Annotated in this window: 16 protein-coding genes; 12 read left to right on the forward strand and 4 right to left on the reverse strand. The window is 66.4% G+C overall.

Going from position 1 to position 20,903, the window contains the following annotated elements:
• Positions 1–184 precede the first annotated feature (184 nt).
• A complete protein-coding gene (locus AAF481_05230; protein ID MEM7480554.1) occupies positions 185–3,526 on the forward strand; it encodes a C25 family cysteine peptidase in 3,342 nt (1,113 codons plus the stop codon).
• Positions 3,527–3,543: 17 nt separating this feature from the next.
• Here AAF481_05230 and AAF481_05235 read toward each other — a convergent pair whose 3' ends face one another.
• The gene (locus AAF481_05235; GenBank protein ID MEM7480555.1) at positions 3,544–5,172 is read right to left on the reverse strand and encodes a short-chain dehydrogenase; all 1,629 of its coding nucleotides are present in this window, start codon (positions 5,170–5,172) and stop codon (positions 3,544–3,546) included.
• Between the two features lie 234 nt (positions 5,173–5,406).
• Between AAF481_05235 and pckA the strand changes: the two genes are divergently transcribed.
• On the forward strand, positions 5,407–7,029 hold the full coding sequence (gene pckA, locus AAF481_05240; GenBank protein ID MEM7480556.1) for a phosphoenolpyruvate carboxykinase (ATP): 1,623 nt from the start codon (positions 5,407–5,409) through the stop codon (positions 7,027–7,029).
• A gap of 2 nt (positions 7,030–7,031) precedes the next feature.
• On the opposite strand, the gene AAF481_05245 is transcribed toward pckA, so the two are convergent.
• The 3 genes from AAF481_05245 to AAF481_05255 are packed head-to-tail and all read right to left on the reverse strand — an operon-like array spanning position 7,032 to position 11,504.
• Positions 7,032–8,459: a FecR domain-containing protein gene (locus tag AAF481_05245; protein ID MEM7480557.1), complete on the reverse strand. Its 1,428-nt coding sequence runs from the start codon at positions 8,457–8,459 to the stop codon at positions 7,032–7,034.
• Entirely contained in the window at positions 8,456–9,583 is a 1,128-nt protein-coding gene (locus tag AAF481_05250; protein MEM7480558.1) for a hypothetical protein, read from the reverse strand. The genes AAF481_05245 and AAF481_05250 overlap by 4 nt, the downstream gene beginning before the upstream one ends.
• The gene (locus tag AAF481_05255; protein MEM7480559.1) at positions 9,522–11,504 is read right to left on the reverse strand and encodes a serine/threonine protein kinase; all 1,983 of its coding nucleotides are present in this window, start codon (positions 11,502–11,504) and stop codon (positions 9,522–9,524) included. The genes AAF481_05250 and AAF481_05255 overlap by 62 nt, the downstream gene beginning before the upstream one ends.
• Positions 11,505–11,772: 268 nt before the next feature.
• Here AAF481_05255 and AAF481_05260 point away from each other — a divergent pair, with 268 nt between their 5' ends.
• The 10 genes from AAF481_05260 to AAF481_05305 all read left to right on the forward strand — a co-directional run bounded on the left by AAF481_05260 (position 11,773) and on the right by AAF481_05305 (position 20,863).
• Complete coding sequence (locus tag AAF481_05260; protein ID MEM7480560.1) at positions 11,773–13,086, forward strand: sigma-54 dependent transcriptional regulator; 1,314 nt, start codon at positions 11,773–11,775, stop codon at positions 13,084–13,086.
• A 361-nt stretch (positions 13,087–13,447) separates the two neighbouring features.
• Positions 13,448–14,053 (forward strand): DUF937 domain-containing protein, encoded by a 606-nt coding sequence (locus AAF481_05265; protein ID MEM7480561.1) that lies wholly within the window; start codon positions 13,448–13,450, stop codon positions 14,051–14,053.
• 108 nt (positions 14,054–14,161) lie between these two features.
• Positions 14,162–14,641 carry a peptidoglycan-binding protein LysM gene (gene lysM, locus AAF481_05270; GenBank protein ID MEM7480562.1) on the forward strand — a complete coding sequence of 160 codons (480 nt, stop codon included), beginning with the start codon at positions 14,162–14,164 and terminating at the stop codon, positions 14,639–14,641.
• A 52-nt stretch (positions 14,642–14,693) separates the two neighbouring features.
• Positions 14,694–15,101, forward strand: a complete 408-nt coding sequence (locus AAF481_05275) for a DUF4332 domain-containing protein (GenBank protein ID MEM7480563.1) — start codon at positions 14,694–14,696, stop codon at positions 15,099–15,101.
• 464 nt (positions 15,102–15,565) lie between these two features.
• The gene (locus tag AAF481_05280) at positions 15,566–16,576 is read left to right on the forward strand and encodes a hypothetical protein (protein ID MEM7480564.1); all 1,011 of its coding nucleotides are present in this window, start codon (positions 15,566–15,568) and stop codon (positions 16,574–16,576) included.
• 181 nt (positions 16,577–16,757) lie between these two features.
• Positions 16,758–17,285, forward strand: coding sequence for a hypothetical protein (locus tag AAF481_05285; protein MEM7480565.1), 528 nt, complete (start codon positions 16,758–16,760; stop codon positions 17,283–17,285).
• Between the two features lie 30 nt (positions 17,286–17,315).
• Positions 17,316–18,425, forward strand: coding sequence for an SPFH domain-containing protein (locus tag AAF481_05290; protein MEM7480566.1), 1,110 nt, complete (start codon positions 17,316–17,318; stop codon positions 18,423–18,425).
• Between the two features lie 31 nt (positions 18,426–18,456).
• The gene (locus AAF481_05295; protein ID MEM7480567.1) at positions 18,457–19,221 is read left to right on the forward strand and encodes a hypothetical protein; all 765 of its coding nucleotides are present in this window, start codon (positions 18,457–18,459) and stop codon (positions 19,219–19,221) included.
• Positions 19,222–19,223: 2 nt separating this feature from the next.
• Complete coding sequence (locus tag AAF481_05300; GenBank protein ID MEM7480568.1) at positions 19,224–20,273, forward strand: hypothetical protein; 1,050 nt, start codon at positions 19,224–19,226, stop codon at positions 20,271–20,273.
• Entirely contained in the window at positions 20,270–20,863 is a 594-nt protein-coding gene (locus tag AAF481_05305; protein MEM7480569.1) for a hypothetical protein, read from the forward strand. Before AAF481_05300 ends, AAF481_05305 begins: the two co-directional genes overlap by 4 nt.
• Positions 20,864–20,903: the final 40 nt, after the last annotated feature.

A 20,903-nucleotide genomic window follows, 5' to 3' on the forward strand; every position in this document is an offset into this window, starting at 1 on the left:
CAACCGACGGCAGAGAGGCCGGAGCGGGGCGAACGCAGTCTTGGGGCTATTGGTCATGGGGCTACTGGTGGTTCCTCCAGTGGGGGGAGTGGCTATCGAGGTGGCCAGTTTCGCCTTGCCCGGCTCTACAACTGGCGTCTTTCGCACGGTCGACTTCAACTCCACGGTGTTTCAGGAGAACGGTGTGACCCCGCTGGTTTTCGTCATCCCGACGACGGCCGGTGGCCACCCGTGCGAGTTTCGTCTAGCGGCGGTTCGGCAGGACGGCTTCGACATCGCGTGTGTCGAGCCTCCCGGCCACAACGGTCCTCATACCAACATGGATCTGCACTACATTGCCATCGAGCCGGGTGTACACGCCATTCCGGCGACCGTTGGCGGCAGCCCGACAACGGTCACCATCGCCGCCGGCTCGGTCTCCACTGCGGCGGTTCAGCACGGCTGCTCCTCCCCTGTTGCATGTGGGGTGGAAGGCTCGATCTCGGTTTCCTTCGGTACCACCTTCGGCGTGCCTCCCAGCCTGCTGCTGGGCATTCAGAGTCTATCCAGTGAGAGCGGAGCGCCGCCGTCGACGGTCTCGATGCCCTTTCTTGCCGCCACCGTCGTCGAGGACGGTGCGGGTGCGCCGATCATTTCTACCACCGGGGCGGATATCGCCCTCGAGCGTAGCGAGGTCCAGCAGGGGACCGTGAGCGCCGAGACCATCGCCTGGCTGGCGGTTGAGCCCACGAGCGCCTGTACCACCCTCGATTTCAGCAGTTTTGGTGGCCCTGCCGCGGTGCCCTTTGAGGCGATCAACACGGCAGAGGTGATCGACGGCTGGAGCGATGGGTGCAATGCCGGCGAGGGGGCGACGTTCTCGGTCGGCTGTTTCGCTTCCGCTCCGGTGGTGGTGGCGAGCAAGCGAACTCGCAACGAGGATGATGGCGGTTGGTTGCGGCGCTGCACCGTTGGTTTCGGGACCGGTGCTGTGCGCTTCACGGTCGACGAGGACAACAACACCGGGGCGGGCAACGAGGGCGACGGTGAGCGCAACCACGTCGACGAAGCGGCCAGCGTACTGGCCTTCGGGGTCAACTTCTCGACCCCGGTGAGCCTGGCTTCCTTTACCAGTGAGGCTTCGCCGAACGGCGTCCGCTTCCGCTGGACGACGGCGACGGAGGTCGGCAACGTCGGCTTTCATCTCTACGAGAAGACCCGTCAGAGCTGGCGTCGCCTCACGGAGCACCTGGTTCCGAGTCAAGCTGTCGATTCGATCAAGCCGCGTACCTACGAGATCGAGATCACCGGTGCCGGAGGTTCTGAGTTTCGAATCGAGGATATCGATACTCGGGCTCGGCGGCGGGCCCACGGACCCTTTGAACTGGGCAAACACTACGGTCACGAGCCGGTGTTTTCGGAGATCGACTGGCCGTCGGTTCGTCGCGCCGAGGAAGATCGACGGCAGGCGGCTCGGGGACGAACGGTGGATCGGTTGGCACTGCGGCTGAGCGCGACAGGCTTCTATCGCGTGTCCTACGAAGAGCTGCGTGATGCTGGGATGGATTTGCTTGCTGTACCTGTCGAGTCCCTCGCCTTGACCTCGCGGGGTGTACCCTGGCCCCGTCGAGTCCTCCTCGCTCCGGAGGCGTCCTCCTTCGGTCCTGGGGCATCGATCGAATTCTACGGCGAGGCCATCAGCGGCTCTCTCTACACTCGCACCAACGTATATGTCCTCGAGCTGGACTCAACACTCGCGCGGGAGATGCCCCGGCAGCGGTTGAACGATGGCTCGGGGCCGCCGGCCGATTCTTACCTCGCCCGGGTCGTTGTGGAGGAAGATCGAGAGTACAGCTTTGCGTCACCGCGCAAGGAACCATGGTACGACCGTCGGCTCCTCGCCTACACCCAGCCGTTCGTGACCGATCTCGAGCTGATGGTGAATGATCTTGCGGTCGGTGAGGCCGGTGCGCGGCTCGACGTGAGTCTGTGGGGAGGAACGGATTTCCCGATCGCACCAGACCATCGGGTGGAATTGGCGCTCAATGGAGAGGCGGTGTGGAGCGGATCTTTCGACGGCGTCGCGGTGGTCGAGCCATCCATTCCCCTGCCTCCGGGGCTGGTGCGCGAGGGAAGCAACCGGTTGACCATCACATTGCCTGGGGATACGGGAGTTCCCTTCGATCTGGTCCACCTCGAGTCCTACGGCTTGACCTATCCGAGGAAGTTCACCGCGGAGGAAGACGAGCTACGGTTCACCGCCCGCGGCGAGCGCTTTGCGGTGGACGGTTGGCGAACTCCACCGCTCGCCGCCTATCGTCTCGAGGGCCGGCGCACCAAGACACCGGTTCTCCTGCCGATGGAAATCGTGCCTGGCGGCGCCACCTTCTCGGCGCATGTGCCGGGCCGGCCGGAAGCACCCTTCGAGCATCACATCCTGACCGCGGCGGCCTACCTCACGGTCGACTCCTTGACGCCGGCCGTTCCGGCGGAGATTCCCCAAGGGCCTTCCCAATTGACGGTCATCGGGCACGGCAGTTTGCTGCCAGCGCTCGATCCGCTGGTCGCTGCTCGGCGCGCCGAGGGTTACTCGGTCTCGGTGGTGGATGTGGAGTCCCTGTACGACGCGTACACCTTCGGAATCGTCGATCCGCACGCCATCCGTTCCTACTTGGCGGATGCTGCGAACCATCGTGGTGCCGAATTCGTACTGCTGGTCGGGGGAGATACTTACGACTATCTGGGCCACGGTCAAAGCGGCTCGATCAGCTTCGTTCCCACCCTGTACACGCCGACCGACGAGCTGATCCGGTTCACTCCTTCCGACTCGCTGCTAGCCGATATCGATCGAGATGGTTTCCCGGACCTTGCCATTGGGCGGATGCCCGCTCGCACGCCGGAGGAAGTGCGGATCCTGGTCGAGAAGACCCTTGCCTTCGGTTGGCAGGTGCCCGCCCGCTCCGCCCTCTTCGCGGCCGACGATGTCGATTCGATGACTTCCTTCTCGGCGATCAGCGATCAGTTGCTCGCGACCGCCTTGCCGGCTGACTGGCAGGTCGAGCGGGTCTACCTGGATGATCTGGAAATCGATGCGGCACGGGACGCCCTTCTGCGGGGTCTCAACGACGGTCCGACCCTGGCGAGCTTCATCGGCCACTCGGGCCCGATGAGCTGGACCTTCGACGGGCTCTTCGCATCATCCGATGCCGGCGAACTCGGCAACCCAAATCCCATGGTCCTGGCTCAGTGGGGGTGTTGGAACACCTACTATGTGGCGCCGGGCTACAACACCCTAGCCCATAGGTTGTTGCTGGCTTCGGAGCACGGTGCGGCGGCGGTGCTCGGGGCGTCCACCTTGACCACCATCGAGTCGGAGCGGTTGCTGGCTGCGCGCACCCTGTGGCGCATGCTGAAACCCGGTGAGCCGCTCGGCCGCGCCGTGCAGCAGGCCAAGGAGGATCTCCGACGAAGCCGTCCCGAGCGGCTCGACGTGCTCCTCGGATGGACCCTCCTGGGCGACCCAACGCTGGTGGTGAACCCGCGCTAGGGTGTCGGTGATGGCCCTCACCGCTTGATCCGGCCGCCCTTCTCCTCCACCTCCAGCACCCAGCCCACCACCTTGCCCGGCTGGATCTGCCGCCCGTCGTGCCAGAAGCGGTGGTTGCGCATGTAGCGGCTGGAGGAGTCGTGCTCGGAGATCGACTCCACCTCGTCGTGGATGGCGCGGAAGCGCTCGATCCAGCGCCGGCAATTGTCCAGTCGCAGGTCCACCCAGCCGTCGTGGACCCAGGCCTCCAGGCGTTTCGGCGTCACCGGCACGTCCTCGGCATCGGAGGGCACGATCACCTCCGGGCCGCGCACCACCTCGCCGGAATCCAGCAGGATGGGGATGCCCACCGCCACCACCTGGTTGGCGACTTCCGGTTGCTGCCGCACCAGAGCGTCGAGGCGGTCCCGCAGGCCTTCCGCCGTGGCACTTCGAACGTCGTTCATGTTGCCGTAGGCTTCGCGCAGCAGGTGGGCTTCGAACAGCAGCTTCGAAACCCGCGGCGGGCCGAGCATCTCGAAGGCGACGGAGCGGGTGCCGTGCTCGTTCTCCAACTCGTTCATCCGTTCGAGCGCCCAGTGGCGCAGCAGGCCGGCGCGGTAGGTCGGGCCGAGCACCGCATTGTCCAGGGCATTGATGATGTCGTGGCCGGTGTTGCCGCCCTCCAGCTCAAAGATCAGGTAGCGGGCGATCTCCTCCGGGGTGACGAACTCCATCTGTTCGGCGGTGGTCAATGCCGAGAACTCTTCCAGGCTGAAGATGCCGTTCTCGCCGGTGTCGATGAAGGCGCTCTCCAGCACCTCGTCGCGCACCCGGGCGGCGTCCGGTTGGCGGCTGGAGAAGCGCTCGCCGAGGGTGAGCGGTTCGGCATCGACCAGGTGGATGGCGCGGCCGCGGCGGTGGATCGGGCCGTGGCCGATGCGCTTCCAGGCAATCGCCGCCGCCGGCTTGATCTCCTTGGTCATCGGGGCGCCCGGCGTGCGGGCCATCAGGAACAGCAGCATCGAGTGCGCACCGGCAATGGCGCTCTTCGATAGCAGCACGCGGCTCGGCTTTTCCTCCGAGTGGGTGTAGGGAATGTTCAAGCCCATACCGCCGGTGCCGCTGGTGCCGACCTTCATGTAGGCGCGGGTGCCGGCGTCGATCATGCCGCGGTAGAGGACCTGGATGTGGCGGATGAGGCGCGGTGTGTAGAGGGCGGAGAGCAACCCCTCGACGGTTTCCTCGGACACCCTGCCCTCGGCCAGTTCCCGGTCGGTCTTTTCGGCGGCGCTGAAGATGTCCCGGTAGGCGATGCCGGTGGCGGTGTTGACGCAGTCGATCACCACGTCCGGCTTCGTCTCGGCGAGCAGCTTGTAGAGGCGAAAGGACTCCAGCTTGTCGTCAGTGAGCTGCTGGATCTGCGCCCGGATGCGCTGGTCGAGGGGCGCTTCCTCGGCCAAACCGAAGATGTCGCCGCCGGAAACCGACAGCGCCACATCGCCGGCCTCCGCCAGCAGTTCCTCGCGCGCCGCCTCGGACTCCTCGATGCGTAGGCTGTGGAGCTGAATCTGCTGCGGCCGGCGAGGTAGGAGTTCCCGGCACACGGCCATTCCCACCAAACCCGGACCGCCGAGCACCAAGACTTTGCTTCCTTCGATATTCAACTTCGACCTCCTGGACGCTCGCGCGGAGCGCTACAACACCGTTGTTTCCGGGGTTTCCGGGCACCACGGGAATGGATGTGAGATCGCCCGATCGGGCGCTTCGGGATTGTATCCGACGGGACGATGCCCCTTCACCGGCCGGCGGCTTGGGGCTCCGCCGGGGAGCGGGTATGATCCGGCTTTGTTCTAGCTTTTCCGCGAATCCCGGGATTCTCCCCCTCCGCGAGGTGATCGATGCGTCATGAAGGCCCTTATGTTGCGCGTGCTGGACTCGAACGTCACGGCATTGAGAAGGCAGGAACTGTCTACTGGAACCTGCCGCCGGCACGGCTCTACGAAGAGGCTTTGAAACGGGGTGAGGCGATCCTCGCGGCGGACGGGCCGCTGGTGGCCGAGACCGGCGCTCACACCGGCCGCTCCCCGAACGACAAGTTCACCGTGCGAGAGCCGTCGAGCGAGAACGACATCTGGTGGGGCGCGGTCAATCGCGAGATCTCGGCGGAGGTCTTCGAGCGTCTGTACCGGAAGGTGCTGGCCCACTACCAGGGGCGGGATCTCTTTGTCTTCGACGGCTGGGCCGGCGCCGACGAGCGCTACCGCCTGCCGGTACGGGTGGTCACCGAGCAGGCCTGGCACAACCTGTTCGCCCGCAACATGTTCATCGTCGAGCCGGACGGTGCCGCCCTCGAAGCCTTCGAGCCGGGTTTCACGGTTTTGAACGCCGGTACCCTCGAGGCTTCGCCGGAGGAGGACGGCACCCGCAGCCCGACCTTCATTCTGGTGAATCTGGCCGCCAAGCTGGTGCTGATCGGCGGCACCGTCTACGCCGGCGAAATCAAGAAGAGCATCTTCAGCGTGATGAATTATCTGCTGCCGAAACGCGGCATCATGTCGATGCACTGCTCCGCCAACTACGGCGCCACGCGCGACGACGTGGCCCTCTTCTTCGGCCTGTCGGGCACCGGCAAGACCACCCTGTCAGCCGACCCGGAGCGCGCCCTGATCGGCGACGACGAGCACGGCTGGAGTGATGACGGGGTGTTCAACATCGAGGGCGGCTGCTACGCCAAGGTGATCCGCCTCGACCCGGAAGGGGAGCCGGACATCTTCCGCACCACCCGCTCCTTCGGCTCCATTCTGGAGAACGTCGGTATCCATCCCGAGACCCGTGCCCTCGACTTGAACGACGATTCGAAGACCGAAAACACCCGCTCGAGCTACCCCATCTCGCAGATCCCCAAGGCCGACCTCCGAGGCAAGGCGGGGCATCCGAAGAACGTCGTCTTCCTGACCGCCGACGCCTTCGGGGTGCTACCGCCGATCAGCCGACTGGACGAGAACCAGGCGATGTACCACTTCCTGAGCGGCTACACCGCCAAGGTGGCCGGTACGGAGCGCGGGGTGACAGAGCCCAAGGCCACCTTCAGCGCCTGCTTCGGCGCACCCTTCATGCCGCTGCATCCGGGGGTGTACGCGAAGCTGCTGGGGGAAAAGGTCGCCCGCCACGGCGCCAAGGTGTGGTTGATCAACACCGGCTGGACCGGTGGTCCTCACGGCACCGGTGAGCGCATGAAACTGTCCTACACCCGCGCCATGGTGCGGGCTGCCCTTTCCGGTGCCCTGGACGACGTGCCCACCGCCCCCGATCCGGTTTTCGGGGTGGGGGTGCCGGAGCGCGTCGAGGGGGTGCCCGTTGAGGTGCTGAAGCCGCGCGCCACCTGGGCCAACGGCGCCGCCTACGACGCCAAGGCGGCGGAGCTGGCGGCGATGTTCCGGAAGAACTTCGAGCAGTTCGCGGACGGGGTTTCCGACGCCGTGAAGAACGCCGGACCGAAGGCCGAGCGGACGGCGGGCTAGACCTACTTTTCGGACTCCGCTCTTTCCGGCACCGGCGGCTCCAGGGCCGGCGGGGCGGACTCCACGGTGACCGCCCAGTTCCGCGACACCCGCCCCACCCGGTCCGTCGCCTGCACTTCCAAGCGCTGACCGTCTTCGCCGGTCGGCGGAGTGAGGCGCTGGCCGCTCCAGGCCGTCCACGGTCCGTCGTTCCAGCGGAAGCGAATCTCCTCCACGCCGGACACGTCGTCCTGCCCTTCGAGGGAGAGGGAGCCGCCGGGGCTCAACTGCACGCGGCCGTCTTCGAAGGCCCGCCCCGGACCTTCCACCCGCACCGCCACCGCCGGTGGTTCGAGGTCCGGTCGCGGATTGAGAATGGTGAGGGGCCGGGGTCGCGAGGGGTAGCCGTCGAGGCCCGAGGGGGCGACTGCCGTCACCCGCCAGAAGTGTTCGCCGGTGGGCAGCACGCCGGCCTGCCAGGCGGTTTCCTCGAGGGCTTCCGCTCGCTCCAGAAGTTCTCCGCAGTCGGCGTCGCCACACACCTCCACCACGTAGCTGCTGGCGCCGCCTACGGCGCGCCAGCTGAGGCGCGGATTGGCAAAAGGCCAGCGATCCATCGCCGGGGTGGGGCGCGGCGCCGACAGCAACTTTTCCGGCGGGCTGGGCGCCTTGCCCTGCTCGACGGAGGTACCCATGCCGCGCGGCACTTCGACCGATTGCCCCGCCGCGGCCACCTCCGACACGCCTTCGTAGACCATCAGTTGGGCGGCCCCTTCGGTCCTTCGCAGCCGTCCCTCGGCCACCCCCGCGGCGGTCGGCCGCGGTCGGGCGGTGGTGTCGCCGATGACGATCTCGATCTCCGACGAGCCCGGTTTTTCCGGACGGCTCACCAGGTCCGCCTGGCCTTCGACGATCTCGATCGTCTCCTGGCTCACGCCGGTCAAGGTCTTGCCCACCCGGCGCAGGAAGATCAGCGATTGCTCGGTCATCGTCAGGCGGGTGCCGTCGTCGAACTCAATCTCCGACGAGGATTGCTCGAAGGTGTGGACGCCGTCCGCCTCGCGCAGCAGATCGCCCTGCCGGGCATCCGTCCAGGGATTGGGCTGGGGCTTCTTCTCGACTCGCCGGGAGACCTGGACGATGCGCGCCGCTCGCGGCGGAAGCTGCCGGTTGAGGATCACCCGGAGCTGCTTGCCGATGGGCAGGAAATCCGGATTGGCGACGTCGGGGTTGAGGCGCCAGTTCTCCCGCCAGAGACTTTCCGTGCCGAGGTAGCGCTGGGTGATGCCGCGCAGCGTGTCCCCCGGACGCACCGTGTACCAGCCCACCTCGTCGCCGGATCGCGGCTGGGGGTCGCGCGGCGTGGAGGTGTCCGTCTGGGCGGCGAGAGCCAAGGGTGTTGCCAGGGCCGCGAGCAGCACCGTCGGCAGCATCCTTCGGATGGTGCTCATTCTCCACCTCCCGCGGCGATCTCGGCGCCGCTCGGGTCCAGCCGAACCAGGCGGAGGTTGCCGACCCGGTCGAGGGCGCGGAGGGTGATGCCCTCCGGCGGCATCGGCACCGGGCCGATGGGCGCGATCTCCGTCCAGCGCTCTCCGCTGTGGGACCAGGCGACGGATGCGATACCGGCGCCGGCATCCGTTCCCCGGGCCTCGACCCGCAGTCGGTCACCGTCCTGGACGATTCGCCAGGAGAGTTCCGGCGGCGTCAGGTCAACGGTGAAACGAATCTCTTCGAGGTTGGCGCGATTCCCCGCGTGGTCGACGGCCACGGCCTGCGCCGTGTGCTCCCCTTCGCTCCACGGTGGATTCCAGGCTTCCGGTGCCACTTCGGTCCCGTCCAGGCGGTAGTCCTCGAATCCCGCGAGGCCGCTTTCGCGGTCCCGGCCGCGCGGTGCGAGGCGCGCCTCGGGGCCGAGGAATTGCACCCCACCACGCCGCGTCCAGGCGCCCTCGATGAAGATGCGGCCGGTCGGCGGGCGGGCGTCGACGTTCACTTCGAGAACCATCGCTGCGGAACGGTTGCCGACGGCATCCACGCCGACGGCGGAGAGGGTGATCGTTTCCGCGCTTCCGGCGGGCTCGCCGAGAGGGCCGCTGGCGCGGTTGCCTTCCTGCCGCAGGGTGCGGCCGCCCTCTCCGTCGTCGAAGGTCAACTCCACCGCCCCAGGGCCGGCTTCGGAATCCTCGGCGAGGGCGGTGACCGTGGCGCCGGGAGCGGCCCATTCCCGGCCGAGGCTGTCGGCGATCGGCAGTGGGTCGAGGGAAAGAGTCACCGTCGGCGCCGTGCCGTCGACCCGCAGGCGAGTCCAACGGAGCGGCGAGCGCAGCCCCGCCGCGTCGCGGGCGGCGGAGATCAACCAGTGGTCGCCGGCCTCCGTCGGAGCGGTCACCTTGCCCTCCGGCGCGGGCACCAGCAGGCCGCCTCCGATGGCGGCTTCGACAATCGTTCCGGGCGCTTCGGCGCGCAGCCGCACCGTATCGCCGGGTCCGACGATCAGCAGGTCTTCGGCCTCAGGGGTCGGCGCGGCCTGAGCGGGCTTCGCCGTGAGGGCGGGTACCAGCAGGGCGGCCACTAACGTCGTGATGGGGAATCGTGTCCAGCAGCATGCTCTTTGGGGCGTCATCATCTTCCACGGGCTCCGTTTCGATCTGCGATGGAATCTCCAAACTCCAGCGCGCCTCCAAGCGACGCGCAACGGCATCCAGCGTCTCGGCGACGGCCAGGGTGTTCTCCGGCCGGTCCTCGGGATCCTTGGAGAGCAACCGATCCAACAGCTCACCGAACGCTTCGGGGGTTGCCCGCGCGACGTGGTGAACCGGGGGCACCGGATTTCTGAGGGTCCCGTTGATGATCTGCTTGAGCGTTCCCGTGCCGAAGGGCTTGAGCCCCGTAAGGCATTCGTAGAGAACGACTCCGAGGGAGAAAAGGTCGCCGGCGGGAGTATAGCCCAGCCCCTGTAGGGCTTCCGGCGGCAAGTAGCCCGGGGTGCCGAAGACCTGTTCGACATCGCGATTGATGGTCGAGATGGCCTGCGCGATGCCGAAGTCCGCCACCTTGATCGAGCCGTCCACCCCCAAGAGAATATTGGCCGGCTTCACGTCGTGGTGGACGATGCCCGCCTTGTGGGCTTCGGCGAGGCCGCGCGCCACCGCCGCCCCGAGCAGGGCCGCGTCGCCGGCCGCCAGCCGGCGGTGCTCGGCGAGGTAGCGTTCGAGGGTCACTCCGTCCACCAGCTCCATCACGATATAGGCGCTGTCCTCGACGTCCTCCAGGTCGTGGATCGCGACGATGTTGGGATGCTGGAAGCGTGCCGCCGTCACCGCCTCCTGCAGCAGCCGGCGGGCTTGGTCCTGTTTGCGGTCTTCTGTGCCATCCGCATCCAGGTGGACGGTCTTGATGGCCAGCGGCCGGCGCAGCTTGGGGTCCCAGCCGCGGAACACCATTCCCATCGCCCCCTGGCCCAGCACGCCGAGAATTTGATAGCGGCCGAGAAAGATGCGTTCGAGCGCTTCCCGGTCACGCACCCGCTGCTCGAGACGGGCGAACGAAGAGCGCAGGTCCTCGATCTCGTTGCCGCGGCCGCTGCCCGGCGCCAGCCCCACCAGCTCTCGCTGGTCGCGTCCCAGTTGCCGGATCGGGCGGACGATGGTGACGTAGGCGGCGGCGGAGAGCAGCACCATCAACAGCAGGGCCAGGCCGAGGGCCGTCGTCGAGTCGCGCAGCATGCGCGCCGAAACCCGCTCGGCGACCGCTGTCGGCTGGCGCGAAACCACCGTCCAGGGAGTGCCCGGCACCGGATCGAAAGCCGACAGGATCTCGCGGCCGTCGGCGGTGGTGTGGTTCTGGGCTCCCTGGATGCGATCCGTCGGGTTCATTTCCGTGAGCGTCGGCGGCATCTCGTCTTCGGACATCGGGGTGCCGGCGATCACGCCGCCGTGTTCGTCGACCAGCGCCAGAGCCGCCTGTTCGCCGATCAGGTTGCCGGCCAGGGCATCGGCGATGGGCGTACCGTCGGCCACCACCCGCAGAGTCCCCCGGCCTTCCGGCAGCGGCACCATCAGGCGCAACCACTGCCCGTTGTGGACCACCAGTAGCGGCGACTCGGCGGAAGGATCCGCCAGGATGCGGCTCGCCACCTCGGCGGCTCCGCGCCGCTGAGCGCGCACGATTTCGTCGCCCAGGGGATTGAACAGGGCGAGAGCGTTGAGGTCCGGGCGGGCTTCGAGGAAGGATCTTAGGAAGCCTGTAGCTTCCGGCGCCAGGGGATTGGTGTAGACGGCGGGGTTGTTCGCCGCCGCCTGGGCGAGGGATCGCCGGCTTTCGACCAAGTCGGCGATCTGGGCCGCCGTCGTGCTGGTGGCGGCGACGTTGGTGCGCAGCACCTGCTCGCGCATGCCTTCCCGGTTGATGTCCACCAGACGCTGCGTGACCACGGCGAGGGGGAGGAGACCGACGGCGGCGAGGGCCAGGGCGATGCGAGGTAGAAGGCGCAAGCTCGGATACGTATCGATTTACAGGCGGGGAAGGATTCTCGCCCGAGTCGGAGTCTCGCCGAGGTTTTGTGCTTCGAATCGGCGGCAATCTGGAGTATAACTATCGGAGTTGGATAGGGGGATGTTCAATGTGTTTTTCTGCCGCTCCTTGGTTCCTCGGGGGGACATAAGGCTCCCCTTGCCGCGCAAAGCCTTCTCGCGGTGCACCGCTGTCCCGGGTTACGACGCTAACGAGTACAGGAGCTTTCTGCGAGTTCACTGAAGACTCATGGAGCCACGAAGAACCATCCAGGTATTGCTGACCGAAGGCGGTCGTCCGCAGCGGATCCTGCTCGAAAGGGATCTGGCGGGGAACGGCAAGGTGGCCGTTTCCATTCTCGATGGCGATCAGCTCCCGGCGCAATGGAGCGACGCCTTCGACCGGGTGCGACAGAACTTCCAGATCGCCGGTTCCGGCGCTGAGGACGGGGCGATGCTTTTGGAGCGCGGCTCCGCCGATCACGGCGAGATGGTGATGCTCTCGGCGGCCTCCGAGGGCCGGCTTCCGAAGCCCGCGGAGAAGGTTCCCTACGCCTTCCTGACCCGCCCCCTGACCCGCATTGAACTGCAAGAGATGACGGCCGGCGAGGAGAAGGCACCAGTTCGCCCGGGCAACGGATCGATCCTCGGCGAGAGTTCCGCCGTGGAGACGCTCCTCGACACCATCGAACGGGTCGCCGCCGCTCCCGCCTCGGTGTTGATCCACGGCGAGACCGGCACCGGCAAGACCCTGGCGGCACGGGCCATCCACGACGGCAGCGACCGCCGCGACCAGCCCTTCGTGGTCGTCAACTGCAGCGCATTCCAGGACCAACTGTTGGAGAGCGAGCTGTTCGGCCACGAGAAAGGGGCCTTCACCGGCGCGGTGGCGGCCAAGCGCGGCCTCTTCGAAGTTGCCGACGGCGGCACTCTCTTCCTCGACGAGGTGGCCGAGATGTCCTCGGCGATGCAGGCAAAACTGCTCCAGACGCTCGACGACGGTGCGTTGCGGCGGGTCGGGGGAACCAAAACCCATAAGGTCGATGTGCGCATCGTCGCCGCCTCAAACAAGGACTTGCGGGCCGAGGTCAAGGCCGGGCGCTTCCGCCAGGATCTGCTCTTCCGGCTGCGGGTGGTGAGCTTGGAAGTGCCGCCTCTGCGCGAACGCAATGAGGACATACCGCTGCTGATCGACGTGTTCCTGGAGCGCTATCGCCTGCCCGGCCGGCCGGCGAAGACCATCGCGCCGGGGGCGGTGAAACTCCTCCAGGAGTACGCCTGGCCGGGCAACGTCCGGGAACTGATGAACACCGTCGAAGGTCTGGTGTTGCTGTCGCCGGAGAACGAGATCCGAGCCGAGGATCTACCTCCCAACCTGCGGCCGAGCGCCGATGTCGACCTACCGGATGCCGATGCCCCGCTGCCGATGGCGGAGATCGAACGCCTCCATGTCGCCCGGGCCCTGCGCTACACGGAGGGCAAGAAGGCGCCGGCGGCGAGGCTCTTGGGCATCGACGTCAAGACGTTGAACAGCAAGATCAAGAATTACAACATCCAGTTGTGAACGCTGACCGTCCCGCGATCGAACCCGGAGAGGGTGATGGGAAAAACTCCATGGCCCCCCATTCTTCCAGGGCCGCGAGGCGGGGCGAGGTGTCGTCCAGGTATTCTGGTACGGTCAGAAAGTCTTTTCGAATCTTGGGTTTGACCGAGATGAGGTTCAGTCCCGGCGAGCATTGACCGAGCTGGCAGCGGACTTGCTGTAGAAGGGATTGGAAGAAGTGCGTCAGCCAAAAGGTATCTTCTGGGGAGCCGCCCACCGGTGAGGTCGCTTCCCACCGGAACCGAAGCTCCGGAGTTCATTCATAGGTATGCAGTGGGCAGTCGACACTGCACTCAACGCCAAGATTTCAAAGGGGGCCACCTTGTCTTCACCTTTCGAACTATTGCAGCAGTCTCTCGGCGGCGATGCCGTTTCGCAGTTGAGCCGATCCCTCGGCGCGGATTCCGCCGCCACCCATCGTGCGGTTTCGGCGGCGGTTCCGATGCTGATGACCGCCCTGGCCGGCAATGCTTCCCGCTCCGGCGGGGCCGACGCCCTGCTCGGCGCCTTGGATCGTGACCACGACGGCAGCGTGCTGGATGACCTGGGGGGCTTCTTGGGCAACAGCGGTGCCGCCGTCGGCGCCGGCGACGGCATCCTGCGCCATGTTCTCGGCGGCCGCCGGGCCACCGCCGAGGGTCAGCTCGCCCAGGCGAGCGGACTGGACGCGGCAAGCGCCGGAAAACTTCTCGCGATGCTCGCGCCGCTGGTCCTTGGCGCCCTCGGCAAGAGCCGCCGATCCGGCGGCCTCGACTCCGGCGGCCTCGCCGACCTGCTGGGGCAGGAGCAGCGCAGAGCGCGCCAGAGCATGCCCTCCGGTATGGGGGGATTGCTCGGCGGCCTGCTCGACGCCGACGGTGATGGCGAGGTGATGGACGACGCCCTCAAAATGGGCGGAAAGATGCTCGGCAGCCTGTTCAAGCGATAGAAGACCAATTTGTAGCAAGAGTATGTTCGGGTACCTCGGACGGTGCTGTCGGCGCCGTCGGGGGACTCGCTGACGATGTTGTCACCAACTTTGAAAGGAGATTCTGTTATGGGTCTTATCGATTTCGTCGTAAACGCCGGTAAGAAGCTTCTCGGGAAGGACGACCAGCCGGAGCCGCAGCCCACCCAGACCGGGCCGCTGCCGAACCCCCGGCTCGCTTCGTCGATCGAGAAGTTCATCGGAGACCTCAGTCTGGATGTGGAGGATCTGCGGGTCGACGTGGTGGGTGATGTGGCGACTGTCCGAGGTTCGACGCCTAGCCAGGAAACGCGCGAGAAGATCGTTCTCGCCGTTGGAAACGTGGAGGGTGTCGCCCGGGTCGATGATCGGTTGGAGGTCGAGGCGCCGGAGCCGGAGGCCGTGTTTTATACGGTCAAGAGAGGCGACACGCTGTCGGCGATCGCGCGGGAGCACTACGGCAATGCCGGCAAGTACCCGGTGATCTTCGAGGCCAACAAGCCGATGCTCTCCGACCCGGACAAGATTTACCCGGGTCAGGTCCTGCGCATTCCGCCGATCGACGGCTGAGCGGCGTTGAGGATCCTTTCGTCCTGGGATTTACGACGAAAGAGGGGCATGGATGAGTTATCGAATCGAGCGGGTTGAAGGAATCGGTCCGAAGTACGCAGAACGGCTCCTGGAGTTGGGGATCGAAACGACCGATACTCTGCTCCAGCGGGCCGGTACGCGCCGCGGGCGAAAGGCATTGGCGGAAGAGGCCGGCGTGGCCGAGAAATTGATCCTCCGCTGGGTCAACCTCGCCGACCTGATGCGTATCAACGGCGTCGGACCGCAGTTCAGCGAGTTGCTCGAAGCCTCGGGCGTCGACACGGTCAAGGAGCTCGGTACCCGCAGCCCCGACAACCTGGCGATGACCTTGGCGAAGGTGCAAAGGGAGAAGCGGATCGCACGAACCGCTCCTCCCGGCACGCGGGTGCGGCGGTGGATTCTGCAGGCCAAGTCCTTGGATCCCGCCGTCTCTCACTAGCAGTTTGCTGAAAAAGGCCTTCGGCCTATTCTTTCAGCTGCCCTGCTAGTTTTTTCCTTGAGGGGGCTGGGCGCCCCCTCACTCGAAAACACTGGTGTTTTCGAGTTCACCCCGTCCACGGCGCCTTCGGCGCCACCTCGCTTTTCAGGCTCGGAGCTGGGCGCTGACGAGTTTTTCAGCACCCAGCGAGCGGCGCCATCGGTAGGGTAACGAATTTTTCGGTACCCTCCTGAGGCGCCAAATGGTCTAGAAGCGGGGCTCTTCGGAGCCCCGCTTTTACTTTTCTGGGTTTCCCGCTCGTCTATTTGTGCGATTTCGGGAGTTGGATTCTCTTATGTGACGATATTCATAAACGTCCCGCCCCGGCGACCTGGCGACACCTTGGAAAGTGCGACGCCACTGACAAACCCCGGTGATGCCGGGGTTGCCTTCCCGCTGAGTACTACTTCCGAGGAATCGTCAACGTGACCACTCCGGCCCTTGCCCCCTTGTTCTCCAGTCCGTCCCCAGAAATCTCCTTCTCATCCGGAGCGCGCAGCCTGCCGCTAGCCGCCATCGACTGGCTGGGCGAGCATGGGTTTTTGCAGCCGGAGCCCCGCTCGCCTCTCGCCTTCTGGCGCGAACTCGGTCGCCGCTCCGGGCAGACCGCCCGCCATGCGGCCGGAGTGGACCTGGTGCGCCGAGGCTTCGTCAGGGCGGACTGGTCACCGGAAGTTCGCCGCCGGCGTTTGCTGTCGAGCGGTCCCTTGGGGGAGGCTCTGGCGGTACTCGAGCGTCCGGAGGTTCGCCTGCGGGTGGGGGTTGGCCGGCCCGATGGCCCGGCCCAGATCGCGGAACTCTACATCGCCGGCGAGCGTGCCACCCTCGGCGTGCTCGAAGGCGACGTTCTGCAGATCGGACCGGCCTTCACGGTGGAAGCTCTGATCGACTCCCTGGCCGATGAGCTGGCGACCCGAGGCGCTCCGGAGTCCTTCGTGCTGTGGCCGATGCTCTACCGCTTGACCACCGCTCTGTGGTCCAACGGCGAAGGCGGCGCGGGCGAGGTCCTCTCACCGGACGTCCTCCGAGCGCAGGCGACGAGCGCCGAAGCGGCGGACGAGCTGTCCGCGCAGATGCTCGATGCCGGAGTGGTGGAGGGAGACATCGCCTCGGGCCTTCGCCTCACCCAGGCTTACCGGCGCTGGCTGGCGCCGATGTGGTCCGGAAGCGTGTTCGAACTCGAGCGGCGAGAGATCGAGCGTCAGCCGGATGAGGACGCCACGGAGCGCTCGTGTCTCTTTGTTGGGCCTCCGGGGCAGCGCATCCTGTGCGAGGAGCTGTCGAGCACCGAGGCGTTGGGCGATCCCACCATGGTGTGGCCGGAAGAATCGCTTCTGATGCTCAGTGCCCTGAGCCGGCAGGAAGTGCGCGGTCGCCTGGCCGATTTGGTCGCGCCCGGCCGAGCGCAGAGATCCGCCTGCGCCGTCGTCCACTGAGCGACCGGACCTCCGGTACGGTCCTGCCGGGCCAAACATCCCCAGAATCCTTCGCGGCATCTTTTCGCGGCGCCTCGGGCGAGGTGGAATAGAGTTCCGAGTCCTTCGTACCGGGGTGGCGTAGGCTTTGCGGGCGGGCTGCTAGGATTCCCGCCGAAGTAGAACTTTGGAGGATGGATTGATGACCGATGGCTTCGAACAAGCGAAGGCACAGCGCAACGCCCTCGAGCGACTGATCGAACGGATTCCCGGCTTCCGCGGTTTCCAGGATCGTGAGTTGCGCCGTGAGGTGGACAAGATGCAGCGCGAGGCGATGGCGACGGAGTTTGGTCGCCTGAATGCCTTGCTTCAGGGCCTCGCCCGTTCCTATACCGATGCCGGCAAGATCGGCTGGCTCGATCGCTTCGGTCGACTCGACCGTCGCCTCGACGGCTTGTCCCAATCGATTCGCTTCAGCGACTACGGCGCTACCGGCTTCTTCGACCCGGTCAAGGTCGACGAGCAGGCTTTGGAGAGGCTGTACGCCTTCGATCTGGAGTTGCTGGACGAACTGCAAGCCTTCGAAACCAAGATCCGCGCACTGCCCAAGCCCGGCGATCAGGACCCGACGCCCGCCCTCGATCAGCTACTGGCGGACGTGCAGGCGATCGAGGATCGTTGGGCAAAGCGCGAGTACGTGCTCAGCGACGTCGTCAAGGTGAGTTCTTAGTCCCAATCGGCCGAACCAGGAGGTCCCACGATGGAAGTCATTCAGCATCAAGATCCCACCGGCCAGACGATGGTCGCGCGTCAGCCGCAGGAAGGCACTTCGGCGATCAAGTTGGGCAGCCAGTTGGTGGTCGAGGAGAGTCAGCAGGCGGTTTTCTTTCGCGACGGTAAGGCCCTCGACACCTTCGGGCCGGGACGACATACGCTGGCGACCCAAAACCTGCCGTTGCTGACCGAGATTCTCGGCATTCCCTTCGGGGGTAAATCGCCTTTCCAGGCGGCGGTGGTTTTCGTCTCCGGCAAGACCTTCCTGGACCTCAAATGGGGCACCAAGGAACCGGTGATGTTCCGCGATTCGGAACTCGCCATGGTGCGCCTGCGGGCCTTCGGCAAGTTCGCCGTGCGGATCGTCAACGCGCAGACCTTCGTCAACTCCGTGGTCGGTACCATGGGGGTCTACACCACGGACGGGGTGGAGACCTACTTCAAGGACGTCATCGTGGCGCGCTTGAACGACCTGCTGGGCGAGAACCTCACCTCGATCTTCGATCTCCCCAAGGTCTACGACGAGCTGGGGGTGGGTCTCAAGGCGCGGGTGCGCGACGACTTCGCCAAGTACGGCATCGAACTGGTCGACCTGTTCCTGGGTGCCATCACGCCGCCGGAAGCGGTGCAGGCCATGATCGACGAGCGGGCCGGCATGGCCGCCCTCGGCGATATGAACGCCTACATGAAGTTCAAGGCCGCCCAGGCGATGGGCGATGCCGCCAAGGGCGGCGGCGGTGAGGGCGGTGGCGGCGGCGGATCCGTCGCCGAAGGCATGGGGGTCGGCGTCGGTGCCGGCCTTGGCATGATGCTGCCGGGCATGATGAAGGACGCCATGCAGGGTGGCGGCGGGCAGAATCCTCCACCGGCCAGTCCCTCGGTCGCTGCCCCGGCCGCGGCGGCCGCCGCGGCGAGTTCTTCCGAAGGCGAAGGCGGAAGTGGCGGCGGCGCGGCGGCGACCCCGCAGCGCGAGGTTTTCCCGGCGGCCGATCCGTCCGCCGGCGTGGCCACGGCCTTCTGCCACCAGTGCGGTCAGAAGCTACCCGAGGGGGCCAAATTCTGCCCGTCCTGCGGCACCAAAGTCTCGGCATCCTGACTACCTATCGCGCCGCTGAGGGACTGACGCCGTGAACCGAGCTCACGCCGCAGCGGCAATCCTCACCTGCCCGCAGTGCGGCGGGAAGAACGCCGTCGAATCCGGCGAGCGCTTCGTCGTTTGCGAGTACTGCGATACGACGCTGTTTCTCGATGGCTCCGGGCTGGTTCTCCATTACCGTCTGCCCCGCTTGGTCGACGAACCCTCGGCGGGCGAGGCCCTGCGCCGCTGGATGGCCGGCAACGAGACCGTCAAGCATCTCGACCGCGACGCCAAAATCGAGGAAATGACCGCCGTCTCGTTTCCGATGTGGTTCTTCCGCCACCGGGCCGGCGGCGCCGAGACCACCCGCGTCGAGCCGGCGGCGCCGACCGCCATTGGCGATGTGGCGGGCCTCGATGTGCCGGTCGGTCAATTGGAAACCTACACCCCGGAAGAAGGGGCCGAGATCGTCGAGGCGGCGGTGCCCCTCGAAACGGCGCGCCGCTGGCTGCCCGACGACAAGCTGTCGGAACTGGCCGAAACGGCGCTGGTCCACATTCCCCTGTGGCGCAGCCGCTATCGCTACCGCAACCAGACCTATGTCGCTCTGGTGGAGGGCTCCACCGGCACGGTGCTGACCTCGGTCTTCCCGGAAAAAGCCGAATCGCCGTATTACCTGATCGCCGGTCTCGGCCTGCTGCTGTTCGGTGTGGAAGGAGTGGTTCTCAGCAACCTGGTCGCCAAGTTCGCCGCCTACGCCGTAACCGCCGTGCCGCTGACGCTGGTTGCGTTCTTGATCGCTCGTAAGGTCTGACGTTGGAAGCGACGATCTCCCCGCCGGAGACCCCCGACAGCGCCGACGCCGTGGAGGTCGACGATCGCCTCGCGCCGCGGGTGGCCGGACTCGGCTGTCCGAATTGCGGCGCGTCGATGGAGGTGGCCCCCGGGGTGCGGGTGGTGACCTGCCCCTTCTGCGCCTCCCGTTCGCTGGCCACCGGCGATCGCGGTACCCGCCGCTTCGCTGTCGAGCCGCGGATCGACGCCGAGGCCGCCCGCCGGGCCCTGCACCGCTGGCTGGCCCGCGGCTGGAGCAAGGATCCGAAGCTTCGCCGGGAGGCCGAGATGGGCGAGGCCTTCCTCTGTTTCCTGCCCTTCTTCCGGGTCGAGGCCGATGCGGTGGGTATGGCCCTCGGGGTGGTGCGCGAGCGGCGCACCGTCAACGGCAAGACACGCACCGTCGAGAAGGACGTCGAGCGGCTGGTGGAACGGCACCTGGACCAGACCTTCGCCGCCGTCAACGTCTCCGAATGGGGCGTCAGTCAGGTGGATCTGACCGGCGATCCGCTGGTGCCCTACGACGGCGGGGCACTCGAGCGCCAGGGCATGGTGTTTCCGCCCACCGTCTCGGAGACCACGGTGCGCCGGCAGGCGCTCGAGAACTTTGCCACCCAAGTCGACCCCGCCTCCGGCCTCCATCGGGTGCGCTTTCGCCTCCTCGACACCTTGCGTGACCGGCTGTCGGTGATCCATTACCCGCTGTGGATCGTCCGCTACCGCTTCAAAGGGCGCTCCTATCAGGGGGTGATCGACGGCGAGGACGGCTCTCTCTCCTTCGGCAAGGCACCGGGCAACGATTGGTTCCGTGCCCTGGCCCTGGTCGGTTCTCAGGCGCTGGCGTGTTTCGCCATCACCACCGGCATACAGAGCGACACCGGTGGCTTCGGTTGGGTGCTGGGCGGGGCGATCTTTCTGGGCGCTTTCCGCTGGGGTTGGCGCAAGTTCCGCTACGGCGCGGTGGTGATCGAAGGGACCGGCGCGCCGCCGGAGAGCAAACGCTTCGGTTGGTTGAGAAGGATGAAGCGGTGACTCTCGGCTTCCGGCTGGTAACGCTCGAGTGTCCGAATTGTGGCGAGGCGCTGGCCGGCGAGGCCGAGGACGTCATCTTCTACTGTGTCGCCTGCCGTTCCGGTTTCCGCATCGAAAACGATACGCTCCTCCCGGTGACGGTGCACTTCGCGGCCTTGCGCCACCAGGCGGCGGAGGGTTGGTTGCCCTTCTGGACGCTGCCCGTCCGGGTCGACATACGGCAGCGGGACGCCTCCGGCGGTTTTCTGCGCAGTTTGATGGGGGGAGGAGACGGGGATTCCGTCAGCCGCCTGGTGGTGCCGGCCTTCCGCTTGCCGGTGGAACGGGCCGTCGAGGCGGTGCTCCGGCTGAGCCGAGACCTCGACGCCGCCGACGAACGCCTCGGCGAGCACCTGGTGGGCGGCAATGTCGATGTCGATGACGCCCGGACCCTGGCACGTTATTGCCTGCACGCCGCCGAAGCCCGCAAGGCGGACATGTTGAAGAACATCGATCTGGTTGTCGAGTTCGGTTCCGCCGGCCTCGTCGGCGTGCCCTATCGTACCGCCGGTGGCCGCCGGGTGGATGCTCTCCTCGGTGTTCCCCTGTAGATCATCAGCGATATCGCTACAATGGGCGCCTTGGAGGATG

The sequence above is a fragment of the Acidobacteriota bacterium genome, from assembly GCA_039030395.1.
GTDB lineage: Bacteria > Acidobacteriota > Thermoanaerobaculia > Multivoradales > JBCCEF01 > JBCCEF01.